The sequence below is a fragment of the Sphingobacterium detergens genome (genome assembly GCF_003610355.1).
Taxonomy (GTDB): domain Bacteria; phylum Bacteroidota; class Bacteroidia; order Sphingobacteriales; family Sphingobacteriaceae; genus Sphingobacterium; species Sphingobacterium detergens.
The window spans coordinates 1372025-1384350 of record NZ_RAPY01000001.1 but is presented as its reverse complement, the minus strand read 5'-3'; the positions used below and the strand labels follow the sequence as shown (position 1 = coordinate 1384350).

At 41.1% G+C, this 12326-nt stretch carries 11 protein-coding genes; 6 read left to right on the top strand and 5 right to left on the bottom strand.

Annotated elements, in window-relative coordinates; translation table 11 throughout:
• Position 1: 1 nt before the first annotated feature.
• The 5 genes from DFQ12_RS06040 to panB form a co-directional block, all read right to left on the bottom strand.
• Positions 2-3085, bottom strand: a complete 3084-nt coding sequence (locus DFQ12_RS06040; RefSeq protein ID WP_120258075.1) for an efflux RND transporter permease subunit — start codon at positions 3083-3085, stop codon at positions 2-4.
• Between the two features lie 6 nt (positions 3086-3091).
• Positions 3092-4153, bottom strand: coding sequence for an efflux RND transporter periplasmic adaptor subunit (locus DFQ12_RS06035; RefSeq protein ID WP_120258074.1), 1062 nt, complete (start codon positions 4151-4153; stop codon positions 3092-3094).
• A gap of 185 nt (positions 4154-4338) precedes the next feature.
• Positions 4339-4494, bottom strand: a complete 156-nt coding sequence (locus DFQ12_RS06030; protein WP_120258073.1) for a 30S ribosomal protein THX — start codon at positions 4492-4494, stop codon at positions 4339-4341.
• Between the two features lie 85 nt (positions 4495-4579).
• Entirely contained in the window at positions 4580-5182 is a 603-nt protein-coding gene (locus DFQ12_RS06025; RefSeq protein ID WP_147420340.1) for a hypothetical protein, read from the bottom strand.
• Positions 5183-5192: 10 nt separating this feature from the next.
• Positions 5193-6008: a 3-methyl-2-oxobutanoate hydroxymethyltransferase gene (gene panB, locus DFQ12_RS06020; RefSeq protein WP_120258071.1), complete on the bottom strand. Its 816-nt coding sequence runs from the start codon at positions 6006-6008 to the stop codon at positions 5193-5195.
• A gap of 83 nt (positions 6009-6091) precedes the next feature.
• Here panB and DFQ12_RS06015 point away from each other — a divergent pair, with 83 nt between their 5' ends.
• From DFQ12_RS06015 to DFQ12_RS05990, 6 genes are read left to right on the top strand one after another with little or no spacing between them, the layout of a single operon-like run.
• Positions 6092-6835 (top strand): RluA family pseudouridine synthase, encoded by a 744-nt coding sequence (locus tag DFQ12_RS06015; protein WP_120258070.1) that lies wholly within the window; start codon positions 6092-6094, stop codon positions 6833-6835.
• 19 nt (positions 6836-6854) lie between these two features.
• Entirely contained in the window at positions 6855-7448 is a 594-nt protein-coding gene (locus tag DFQ12_RS06010; protein WP_120258069.1) for a TlpA family protein disulfide reductase, read from the top strand.
• A 19-nt stretch (positions 7449-7467) separates the two neighbouring features.
• Positions 7468-8304, top strand: coding sequence for an orotidine-5'-phosphate decarboxylase (gene pyrF / locus DFQ12_RS06005; protein WP_120258068.1), 837 nt, complete (start codon positions 7468-7470; stop codon positions 8302-8304).
• Between the two features lie 42 nt (positions 8305-8346).
• Entirely contained in the window at positions 8347-9897 is a 1551-nt protein-coding gene (gene guaA / locus DFQ12_RS06000; RefSeq protein WP_120258067.1) for a glutamine-hydrolyzing GMP synthase, read from the top strand.
• Entirely contained in the window at positions 9854-11137 is a 1284-nt protein-coding gene (locus tag DFQ12_RS05995) for an ABC transporter substrate-binding protein (RefSeq protein WP_120258066.1), read from the top strand. The genes guaA and DFQ12_RS05995 overlap by 44 nt, the downstream gene beginning before the upstream one ends.
• Before the next feature lie 7 nt (positions 11138-11144).
• Entirely contained in the window at positions 11145-12320 is a 1176-nt protein-coding gene (locus DFQ12_RS05990; protein WP_120258065.1) for an RsmB/NOP family class I SAM-dependent RNA methyltransferase, read from the top strand.
• Positions 12321-12326 lie beyond the last annotated feature (6 nt).

The window sequence follows — 12326 nt, the reverse complement described above, 5'->3', positions numbered from 1 at the left end:
TCTATTCGTAGCTTTTAATGTTGTCAAATTCAGGTCTGTGTTTCTTTGGTCTTGACCACATGTAATAAATTGCAGGGATGATAAACAAGGTCAGTATCAGTGAGAATATGGTGCCACCGACGATGACAACCCCCATACCAATACGACTTGTAGAAGCTGCACCCAGAGACATCGCAATGGGTAATGCGCCAAGCGCAATGGCTAGACTGGTCATTAAGATCGGCCGCAGACGTGATTCGGCCGAATGCATAATTGCTTCAAATTTTTCCATTCCTTCTTCCCGCATTTGGTTAGCAAATTCAACAATCAAGATCCCGTTTTTGGTCACCAGACCTATCAGCATGATGGTTCCGATCTGGCTGAATATATTCCAGGTCTGATCAAATAACCATAGACTGATCAATGCACCGGCTACAGCCATTGGCACGGTAAGGATAATAATAAAAGGATCTAGGAAGCTTTCAAACTGAGCGGCTAATATCAAATAGATCAACAGTAGGGCCAATCCAAAAGCAAATAGGGTATTGGAGCTACTTTCGACAAAATCGCGGGATTCGCCACTGAGGTCAGTGGTAAAACTTTGATCCAATACTTTCTCCTTGATACGGTCCATTGCTGCAATACCGTCACTCATACTCATGCCCGGAGCCAAGCCTGCAGAAACTGTTGCTGACATATACCGATTATTGTGGTAAAGTTGAGGTGGACTACTTTCTTCTTTGACATTGACAACATTATCGAGTTGTATGAGCTGCCCGATATTATTGCGAACATAAATTGAGGTCAGATCTGTTGGTGTTGCCCGTCTGTTGTTATCAACCTGTCCAATCACCTGATATTGCTTGCCATCGCGCATAAAATAAGCAAAACGCTGACCGCTTAACAGCAATTGGAGGGATTGGGATACATCCAGCACAGATACGCCCATACTCAGGGCTTTTAAGCGATCGATCTCGACATGAAGTTCGGGTTTGTTAAACTTCAGGTTGATATCCGTTGTTGAGAATGTTGGATCATTATTCACCTCATTCATAAATTCCGGTATTTTTTCCTGAAGCTTTTCAAAATTTTGTGCCTGAATAATATATTGCACGGGTAAGCCACCTCGACGGTTCATCGAAATGGTTGGCGTCTGCGATACATTGACACGCACACCATCGTATTTTTTTGTCCATTTGGTCAGCTCTTTCGCCACATCATCTTGTGACCTTGTACGTTCTTCAGGATCGACCAGGGTCATCCGAATACGTCCAGAGTTGACAGAACTGGCTCCAAAACCTGGAGAGGTGATATTCAAACTGATCTTATTTTCGGGAATAGAATCGTAAACCAGTTTATCCAGTTCCTGCATATAGCGATCCATGTATTCATAGGTTGCGCCCTCGGGACCAGTAACATTGACCATGATGGCACTCCGGTCGTCATAAGGAGCAGTTTCTTTTTTGATCGAGGAGAAAATCACCGCAATGATGACAAAACAGATCAATAAGATCGGAAAGCTTATCCATTTGAATCTCATGAATTTATCCAGGGAATTGGCGTAACCTTTGTTCATTTTAACAAACATCGGCTCGGTCCATTCATAAAAGCGGGTCTTTTTGTGGCCGCCGCCCTTAATCAGATAAGCATTTAGCATAGGAGTCAACGTCAGTGAAACAAAGGCTGATACCAGTACGGCCGACGCGATGACCACACCGAATTCCCGAAATAGTCGCCCAACGAATCCCTCCAGAAATATGACAGGTAAGAAAACAGAAGCAAGTGTGATGGAAATGGAAATAACAGCAAAGAAAATCTCCTTTGAACCCTTTAACGCAGCTTCAATAGGGGACATGCCTTCTTCAACTTTCTTAAAAATGTTTTCGGTAACAACAATCCCATCATCAACCACGAGTCCGGTTGCCAATACAATCGCAAGCAAGGTAAGCACATTGATTGAAAATCCGAAAATGTACATGATAAAAAAAGTTGCGATCAGTGAAACCGGGATGTCCAATAGCGGTCGCAAGGCTATTCCCCAATCGCGAAAGAAGAAATAGATGATCAGCGTAACCAGGATGATGGAAATCAGCAAGGTCTCAGCAACCTCTACAACGGACTTTTTGATGAATTTGGTATTGTCAGATGCGATATTGATACTGATATCTTGTGGGATATCTTCTTTCATCTGATCGAGCATCTTGTAAAAATTGTCGGCGATATCAAGGTAATTTGTTCCTGGCTGTGGAATAATGGCAACACCAACCAGCTGCTTGCCATTACTGACCATTTTGGTCTCCAAATTTTCGGCGTCAATTTCTGCACGACCAATGTCTATAAACTTAACCAAGCGCGTGCTATCTGCTTTTAGGACAATATTGTTAAACTGCTCGGGTGTGGAAAGGTTACCTACGGTTTTTACGGTTAATTCAGTGGTATTACCAACAATTTTACCGGAAGGCAATTCGACATTTTGATTATTCAATGCGGTACGGATATCGGAGGCGGTAATACCATAGGCCGCCATCCGGTCAGGATTGAGCCAGAGCCGCATGGCATATCGTTTTTGACCATAGATTTGCGTGCTACTGACGCCAGGGATGGTCTGTAATCTTTCGGAGATAACATTTTCGGCATAGTCGCTCAAGGAAAGTTTATCTCTCGTTTCGCTTTGCAGGGTGAGCGTAATGATGGGGTCGGAATCCGCATCTGCTTTTGAAACTACGGGCGGAGCATCGATATCCTGCGGCAAACTTCTCACTGCTTGGGATACCTTATCGCGGACGTCATTGGCAGCCTCTTCCAGATTTTTCTTTAAATCAAATTCGATGGTGATATTGCTGGATCCCTGATTGCTGGAGGATGATATGTTGCGGATACCATCGATGGAGTTGATAGCTTTCTCTAAAGGTTCGGTGATCTGGGATTCGATAATATCGGGATTGGCGCCAGCATAATTGGTGCGCACCGATACGATCGCCGGATCAATAGAAGGGTATTCACGCACACCCAGAAAGCTAAAGCCAATGTAGCCAAATAGAATAATCGTAATATTGACGACAATGGTTAGCACAGGGCGCTTAATAAAAACGGCAGATAAATTCATGTACAGTTAGTTAGCTAATGATACTTTAACTTTCACTCCATCTTTTAATGCGAGAACACCTGTTGTCAATACAGTATCTCCAGCACTTATACCCGATAGGATAACAATCTCCTTATCGGTACGGGCACCAGTTTCAACTTTGGTTTCTTTAGCCAGACCATTCTGTAATATAAAGACTTTTTTGCCATCTTGAACTGGTACTATCGCTTCTGTTGGGATAGCAATGGCATCATTTTCTACTTCTATCGGTAGGATGACATTGACAAAAGAGCCTACCCGAAGCCGCCCTTGTTCGTTTGCTGCCCGCGCACGGACAGTCAGGGTACGCGTATTCAGGGATACCTCAGGCTCTATGGCATAGATATTCGCTTTGATGACTGTAGGGTCATTGGCAACACTAAATTCGATGGGGGTGTTTAGTTTGATTACGTTGCTGTATTTCTCTGGAATAGCGAAGGTAATCTTCACTGAATTGTCCTTGACCAAATTTGCAATCAGTGTATTGGATGAGACGATAGCACCAACAGAAATATTCCTTAAGCCGATCATTCCACTAAATGGTGCACGTACGGTTGTTTTGGAAATCTGCGCCTGAATCAGCTGGATCTGCGCTTGTGAAGTTTTAAGTGCCGCACTGGCGATATCAAATTCTTCCTGACTGATTGCTCCCTTTTGAAGCAACAGTTTTGCGCGACGCTCATTTTCGGCATTTAGTTGATTTGTTGTTTGCGCCTGTTTAAGCTGCGCCTGTAGCTCGATATCATCAATCTTGATCAGGGGCTGTCCCTGTTGGATCCGCTGCCCCTCAGAAAAGTAGATTTTTGTAATTCGACCACTGACTTCGCTTCTGATCTCCACCTTTTCTTCTGCATCGATACTTCCAGACAAATTGATGGAACGATCCGCTACAGATGACTTTGCGATAATCGCCTGCGCAGGGATAGGAGCATCCTTTTTGACAGCAGATTTATCGCTTTCTTTCTTATCTTTTTTTGGATTTAAGAGGAAATATCCCCCTCCAATGACAGCACAGGCTAAAATGATGTAGAGGGTCGTTTTTTTATTCATGCGGTATAGTCCTTATGTGGTTTTTTGATTTGACGGATAAAGATAGGTTTATTCTAATGATGATACCGGTTGTCAAAAGGATTTTACAATACAGACTGCAAGATAATAAAGAATTTGTCCGTATATCCACTAATGGGACTACATACTATAAAAAAAGCTAGAAACCTGTTCTAGCTTTATGCTTACTATTTTTTCGCTTTAGCTGCTTTCTTTTCAACTTCTTTTGGCGCTGCATCACCTACTTTTGGCTTGATGGAAGCTTTCGATAAATGTGGCCTTCTTTTTCCAAAAGAACCATTTGATATTTTTCCTCTTCTGGTTTTGATATCACCTTTTCCCATAGTATAAAATATTTTGGTTTTAACAATTTACTTTTGATTAACCTAAATATACCATTTTTCTTTTGTATTTGCAATCAGCTAATTGTTAAATGATTGGGAAAATTCTTTTCTGTGTTTCAATTTTAAAGTTTTGGGTGAGGGTGTCAAAAAACAGATTGTTGGTCGGTTTGTTTTCAGCCAGCAAATAGGGGATTTCCAAAAGTTGATTTTTTAGTTTTATCCGATAATAGCCATAGAGCAATCCTCTTGTTGTTTGAACAGATTCGATCTTTTGCACTGCCTGTACATCCTGGAAAATGTTAAAAGCATAGTTTTCTGCCTTAAGCTGTTCAACAAAAACTTCATTTGTTTTGGCGTTAAACCAAATCTGTTGGCTTTTAACCTTGCTGAAGTGATTGTTGAAAAGAAAGAGGTATCCAATTAAAAAGAAGGCAATTGGGAGGAGAAGCAACACGATTTTAATTTTGACAAAGAGTAATACCGTGATGAGGATCAGCACCAGGCCCATAATGACATTGGAGATTGTTTTCTTTAAGGTGGATTGAATAAGAGCAGCTGGTGCTTCTATCAATTGAAAACCCGATTTTAAGTTTTTGGAATTCGTATCTGATGCTTCGAAAAAATTAAACTTTTTTCGAAGCATCAGATAGGCGACAAGGAGAATTAGTCCTATGATCAACAATCTCATAGCGCTTTACTTAGTATTGTTCTTCAGTGTTTGGATATTGCACTGCCTTGACTTCAGCAACATAGTTGCTTACTGCTGTAGTGATCTGCTCATGTAGATTGGCGAAATGCCGCATAAACTTAGGTTTAAAGTCAGCATTCATGCCCAGCATGTCATTGATCACAAGCACTTGCCCGTCACAATCGGCACCAGCTCCAATCCCTATGGTTGGAATGGCCAATTTTTCGGTTACTGTCTTTGCCAGAGCAGCTGGGATTTTCTCCAATACGATGGCAAAACAACCTGCTTCTTGTAAGGCTAGGGCATCTTCAATAAGTTTAGCGGCTTCTTGTTCCTCTTTGGCACGTACACCAAAATTTCCAAACTTATTAATGGATTGTGGCGTTAAGCCCAGATGTCCACAAACAGGGATTCCACCAGAAATAATTTTTCTGATATTTTCGATGATCTCCAGGCCACCTTCTAATTTCAAGGCATGGGCACCAGATTCCTTCATCATGCGAACAGCTGCATTGTAAGCCTCGTTGGCTGAGCCTTGATAGCTGCCAAAAGGTAAGTCTGCTAAGACCATGGCGCGTTCGGTACCCCGGGCAACTGCTGCTGCGTGATAGATCATATTGTCAAGGGTAATTGGCAGGGTAGTTTCATAACCGGCGAATACATTGGCTGCAGAATCTCCGATTAGAATGACATCCACACCAGCGCTATCCACCATTTTGGCCATGGAGTAATCATAGCTCGTCAGCATAGAAATCTTCTCTTTACGGTCTTTCATTGCTTGTAGCATCGCTGTGCTTACTCGTTTTATTTCTTTGTTTACAGACATCTTAACTTATATTATATGCCCAAAAGTAAGGTTTTTATCATACATTGGCCAATATTCTGCCTTGTGTTTTGTATTTTTGTAAAATGATACAGAATGAAACCCGTCTATTTAAATTTCCCAAATTTTCAGAATTAATAATCCATGAGGATGAAAATTTGATTGTTATAAATAAACCACCTTTTGTTGCTTCTTTGGATGAAAGAGAGGGGGGAGAGATTAACATTCTCCGTTTGGCAAAGAAATATCATGCTGATGCTCAAGTCTGCCATCGTTTGGATAAGGAGACTTCAGGTATTTTGTTGATTGCGAAAAATCCGGAAACTTACCGCTCGATTTCCATCGCATTCGAAAAGAGGAGAGTCAACAAAATCTACCATGCAATCATTGGTGGTACACACACGTTTCAGGATCTCGTGGTTGATTTGCCTATTTTGAATCAGGGTAACAAAAGTGTCTCTATTGACCGTGCCAATGGTAAACCTGCCGAAACTATCTTTAATTCGCTTAAATACTATAAGAATTACACCTTAGTGGAGTGTAAACCGATCACTGGACGTATGCACCAGATCCGTATCCACTTGGCAACGCAGCATGCTGCCATTGTAGGAGATAGTATGTACCGTGGTAAACCTGTTTATTTGTCGCAAATAAAGAAAAGAGGCTATACCTTATCCAAAGATGAAGAGGAGCAACCGATCATGAAACGTTTTGCCCTACACGCCAAACATGTGGAGTTTGAATTGAACGGTGAGAAGATGGTGTTCGAGGCACCTTATCCAAAAGACTTCGCGACTTTGCTCAAGTTGTTGGATAAATTTGACGCTTAACCTGCCGTAATTATTCTTTATGAATCCAAAAACAAAAAAGATAATCGGGAATGTTGTATTTGTGATACTTATTGGTTTATTAATATGGCCAACGAGTAGGAGCTATTTTCAACAGATGCTGATGAAAATTGGTTTATTTAAACCGACATTGGAAGTGCCAAAAAAGGCTGCTGAGCCGATTGATGCTGGAGCGAAATCTGCCAGCAATACCGTTTCTTTTGTTAACCATATGGGCGAAACCGTTCAGGTAGCAGACTTAAAGGGCAAGGTCGTTTTTATCAATTTTTGGGCAACCTGGTGTGGGCCATGCCGAGCTGAGATGCCTTCTATTAATGTGCTTTACGATAAATTTAAGGACAATCCGAATATTGTATTTCTGATTGTGGAGATAGAGGGTGACAAGGAAAAAGCTGCTGCTTTTGTCAAGAATGAGAAGTTAACCTTGCCGATCAGTTATCCAAACAGCGATATTCCCAAAGAGTGGCTTTCAGAGTCTATCCCAAGTACCGTGATTTTGGACAAGGGAGGTAACCTTGCTACACGACACGAGGGTATGGCAGATTATTCCACGCCTGATGTGGCAACCTTTATTCAAGATTTAATCAATAAATAATTACGATCTATACATTAGCATGACCAGAGCAGAACTTATTCATCAAATTAAAGAGAAACGTTCGTTTTTATGTGTCGGACTGGACACAGACCTTACTAAGATTCCTGAGCATCTTTTGGATGATGAGGATCCGATCTATAGTTTCAATAAAGCCATTATCGATGCTACAGCTGATCTATGTGTTGCTTATAAGCCTAATATTGCCTTTTATGAATGTTACGGATTAAAGGGATGGCAGTCGCTTCAAAAAACTTGGGCAGCATTACCAAAAGATTGTTTTAGTATTGCTGATGCCAAACGTGGTGATATCGGAAATACCTCAGGTCGTTATGCCATGGCTTTTTTTGATGAGTCAAACTCCGGTCTAGGATTCGATAGCATAACCATTGCTCCTTACATGGGAAAAGATTCCGTTACTCCATTTTTGGAGTTCAAAGACAAATGGGCTATTGTATTAGCATTGACCTCTAATGAGGGAAGTTTAGATTTTCAGAATTTTGAAAATAAGGAAGGTCTTCAGTTATTTGAACAAGTCATTGACAAAGTAAATACCTGGGGCAGTATCGAAAATTTAATGTATGTGGTCGGTGCAACCAGAGGAGAGGGCTTTATTAAAATCCGTGAGCATGCTCCAGAACATTTCCTATTGGTACCGGGCGTCGGTGCACAGGGTGGTTCATTGGAAGATGTTTGCAAATATGGTATGAATAAAGACTGTGGACTCTTGGTCAATAGCACAAGAGGAATTATATATGCTTCAAAAGGACGTGATTTTGCGGAACGCGCACGTGAAGAGGCCTTAAAACTACAAAAAGAAATGGAAATTGAACTGTTAAAAGCAGGTATTATTTCCTGATTTGACATTTAATAATTCATTCGTAATACTTACCTTTGCAGCATGCCAGAAAAAATTATCATTCTAGACTTCGGGTCTCAGTACACGCAATTGATTGCAAGACGTGTCAGAGAACTAAATGTGTATTGTGAGATACACCCGTTTAATAAATTGCCAGATTTTGACGAATCTGTGAAAGGTGTTATATTCTCAGGAAGTCCCTTTTCCGTTCGACAAGAGGATGCACCTCAAATTGATTTTGTCGCTATTCAGGAGCGTTTCCCACTTTTAGGAGTGTGTTATGGTGCACAATACATTGCTCAACAATCGGGCGGAGATGTATTACCATCTGAAATCCGTGAGTATGGTCGTGCAAATCTGCAATTTGTCAATAGTGAAAATGAATTATTGGCAGGTGTGCCTGTGCAGTCTCAGGTATGGATGTCGCATGGCGATACGATCAAAGAGGTACCTGCAAATTTTGATATCATTGCCAGCACAGACAAAGTGCGTGTTGCAGCATACCAGGTTAAAGGAACACGTACTTTTGGTATACAGTTTCACCCAGAGGTAACACATAGTACAGATGGTGCTATTTTGTTGAAAAACTTCGTTGTTGGTATCTGTGGTTGTGCGCAAGACTGGACTCCAGATGCATTTGTGGAGACTACTGTAGCATCATTGAAAGAGCAGTTGGGTAATGACCATGTGATCATGGCTTTATCTGGAGGTGTAGATTCTACTGTTGCCGCAGTATTATTACACCATGCAATTGGACAAAAATTACATTGTATTTTTGTGGATCATGGCTTGCTTCGTAAAGATGAATATGAGCAAGTATTGGATTCTTACAAAAATATGGGTTTAAATATTAAGGGAATTAACGCAAAAGACCTATTCTATGGTCGTTTGGCAGGAGTTTCTGAACCTGAGGAAAAACGTAAGATCATTGGTAATTCCTTTATTGATGTGTTTGACGAAGCTGCGAAGGAAATTCAAAAAGAATTGCCAGAGGGCATCGAAGCGAAATGGTTGGGACAAGGTACAATCTATCCCGATATCATTGAATCAGTTTCGGTTAAAGGACCTTCCGCAACAATAAAATCACATCATAATGTCGGCGGTTTGCCTGATTTTATGAAACTGAAAGTTGTTGAACCATTAAAGACTTTATTTAAAGACGAAGTCAGAAGAGTTGGGAAGGCATTAGAGGTAGATCAGGCGATTTTAGGTAGACATCCATTTCCAGGTCCTGGTTTGGCCATTCGTATTTTAGGTGATATTACAGCCGAAAGAGTAAGAATTGTTCAGGAAGCAGATGCAATCTTTATCAGCAACTTGAAGGAATCAGGATGGTATGATAAAGTATGGCAAGCTGGTACAATCTTTTTACCTGTGCGTTCGGTAGGGGTAATGGGTGACGAACGTACTTACGAGCATGTTGTGAGCTTAAGAGCTGTAGGATCTCTTGATGGAATGACTGCAGATTGGATACATCTACCATATGACCTGTTGGCAAAAATTTCAAATGAAATTATCAACCATGTGAAAGGAATAAACAGAGTTGTATATGATATCAGTTCAAAACCGCCCGCTACGATTGAGTGGGAATAAAATATGGGTTGCAGCACTCGTGGCATTATGCCTCGCCAGCTGTACAACCAAAAAAAGCACAGTATTGCGTTCGCCCTCTTCTAGTCGGGGCGAACAGCAAACTGCTGTCACCAAACCAAACAGTGAGAAAGATAAGCCTGCTGTCAAAGTAGGCGATGTGCAAAATGTAAACGGCCATTCGGTTAAAAACAATAAAATTGCACTTCTTTTACCGTTTGAACTAAATAGCATTGCTAAAACGGTGACTACTGAAGATGTCGAGCGATCTGCTTTGGCATTGGACTTTTACCAAGGTTTTCAAACAGGTCTAGACAAGATCGCTAAGGATGGAATGCTGTTTGATCTGCAGGTCATCGACTCGCGCGATAATGTAGCTTATAACGCGTCTTTGGGAACAGCAGCAGCAGTAAAAGATGCTGCACTTGTTGTTGGTCCCGTTTACCCACGGGAAATCAGAAGTTTTGCACAGACCTTTGCGAATAAAAATGTTCTCCAGGTGTCTCCATTGGCAGCTACCATGGCTTCGGAATTTAGTGTTCCAAACTTGGTGTCCATGACACCATCTATACGGACGCATTCCGAAACAATGGCGAAATATGTCGCTGATCAGTATTATAATGGAGATCAGATTTTGATCTATGATGCCGGAGATGATGAAAGCAAACAATTCCTGGTCAATTTTGCCAGCGAGGTCACAAAAGCGAATGCACAAGCAAAAGTAAAAACGGTTATGAGCGTTAATGAGCTCAATAATAGTCTCGTGCAGATTGGAACAAATCATGTTGTATCCGGAACCGCTAATAAGAACTTGGTAAAAGGATTGTTGGATGCTATGGATGAGCGTTTTTTGAGTTCTGGCAACCAATTCAAGTTGTATGGTCATCCAAATCTTTCAAAACTTTCTTTTGAAAATTTTGAAAACATGGATTTTTATAGTTTGACGGTTACTTCTTCGAGCTTAGCTAGTGATTCCGATGGTGATACGAAAAAGTTCATATCAAATTACAAATCACTGTATAAAGTAGATCCTTCTGAGTTTTCTTATAAGGGTTATGATGCGGCAGTTTATTTTGGCCGTCTACTTCATAAATACGGTGTTGATTATGTAAGCCATATGACTCAGGAGAAATTCTCTGGACTCAATAGCGATTATAGATTTGAGTTCTATCCAAAGTGGGGGTATGCCAATAGAGCTTTGGGGATCATGGTTTATCACAACAAGAAATTTGAAAGAAAATAATCTTTGAATGGCTGAATTCAGTGAAAAACGTGTTTACCAACAAATACGTAATTTTGAGCGGGCGATGGATGGTTTCGAAGGAGATCAACCGTTTTCGCGGTATTTAACAACTTTTTTTAAGGAGAATAAACAGATGGGGTCTTCGGATCGTCGGTCCACTTCCCGTCTGTGCTATAACTATTTCCGCTTGGGGCTAGCAGCTTCACAGTTGTCACAGCAACGACGATTGGTGCTTGCGGAGTTTTTATGTGAAAACGAGAGCCCTTTGGTCAATATACTTGAACCTGCTTATAGTGATAAGCTGGGCTTATCTTTAGATAAGAAGATTGCTTTTCTTGAATCTGAAGGACTGCTAAAACGTGAGGACCTATTTCCTTTCACAGCCTATTTCTCGCCTCAGATTGATACCAAACTATTTTTGAAGAGCCAACTGGTTCAGCCTCATCTGTATATTCGGGTAAAACGAGGTAAGAATAAGATCGTTCGCGCAATTTTGGACGAAAATCAGATTCCCTATAGTGAATTGAGTGATCAGACCATCTCTTTGGCCAATGGTACCTCTTTACAGCGATTTTCAACATTGGAAGGACTGATTGAAGTACAAGATTTATCCTCACAGCGTACGCTTGAATTTATGAAACCCGAGGACAGAGAATCCTGGTGGGATGCTTGTGCTGCATCGGGAGGTAAATCTCTTTTATTAATGGATGCATGCCCTTCTGTTAATTTATTGGTATCTGATCTTCGCATGAGTATCCTTCGTAACCTGGATGAGCGATTTGATCATGCTGGTATTAAACATTACCGTAAGAAAATATTGGATCTGACAAAAGACCCTTATCCAATATTGGGGAACGAGAAATTTGATGGGGTAATATTAGATGCACCTTGTACAGGCTCGGGTACCTGGGGACGTACACCAGAGATGATCCGGGAATTTAAAACGGCTAAGATTGAGGAATTTAGCGTATTGCAGAAAACTATCGCTAGCCATGTTGCGGGATATGTGAAAGTAGGTAAGCCGCTGGTTTATATTACCTGCTCTGTATTTAAAGCGGAGAACGAGGATGTTGTTGACTATATCTTAAACAATTTGGGATTTGAACTGGAAAGTATGCGTTGTCTGGATGGTTATACAGAAAGAGCAGATAGCATGTTTGTTGCTCGGTTGATCAAAAAATAGCCAGAT

What these genes read in the sequence shown, in the direction of transcription:
- DFQ12_RS06025 (WP_147420340.1), bottom strand. Translation starts at nt 5,182, where the DNA reads ATGAGATTGTTGATCATAGGACTAATTCTCCTTGTCGCCTATCTGATG.
- DFQ12_RS05990 (WP_120258065.1), top strand. Translation starts at nt 11,145, where the DNA reads ATGGCTGAATTCAGTGAAAAACGTGTTTACCAACAAATACGTAATTTT.
- DFQ12_RS05995 (WP_120258066.1), top strand. Translation starts at nt 9,854, where the DNA reads ATGATATCAGTTCAAAACCGCCCGCTACGATTGAGTGGGAATAAAATA.
- DFQ12_RS06040 (WP_120258075.1), bottom strand. Translation starts at nt 3,085, where the DNA reads ATGAATTTATCTGCCGTTTTTATTAAGCGCCCTGTGCTAACCATTGTC.
- DFQ12_RS06015 (WP_120258070.1), top strand. Translation starts at nt 6,092, where the DNA reads ATGATACAGAATGAAACCCGTCTATTTAAATTTCCCAAATTTTCAGAA.
- panB (WP_120258071.1), bottom strand. Translation starts at nt 6,008, where the DNA reads ATGTCTGTAAACAAAGAAATAAAACGAGTAAGCACAGCGATGCTACAA.
- DFQ12_RS06010 (WP_120258069.1), top strand. Translation starts at nt 6,855, where the DNA reads ATGAATCCAAAAACAAAAAAGATAATCGGGAATGTTGTATTTGTGATA.
- pyrF (WP_120258068.1), top strand. Translation starts at nt 7,468, where the DNA reads ATGACCAGAGCAGAACTTATTCATCAAATTAAAGAGAAACGTTCGTTT.
- DFQ12_RS06035 (WP_120258074.1), bottom strand. Translation starts at nt 4,153, where the DNA reads ATGAATAAAAAAACGACCCTCTACATCATTTTAGCCTGTGCTGTCATT.
- DFQ12_RS06030 (WP_120258073.1), bottom strand. Translation starts at nt 4,494, where the DNA reads ATGGGAAAAGGTGATATCAAAACCAGAAGAGGAAAAATATCAAATGGT.
- guaA (WP_120258067.1), top strand. Translation starts at nt 8,347, where the DNA reads ATGCCAGAAAAAATTATCATTCTAGACTTCGGGTCTCAGTACACGCAA.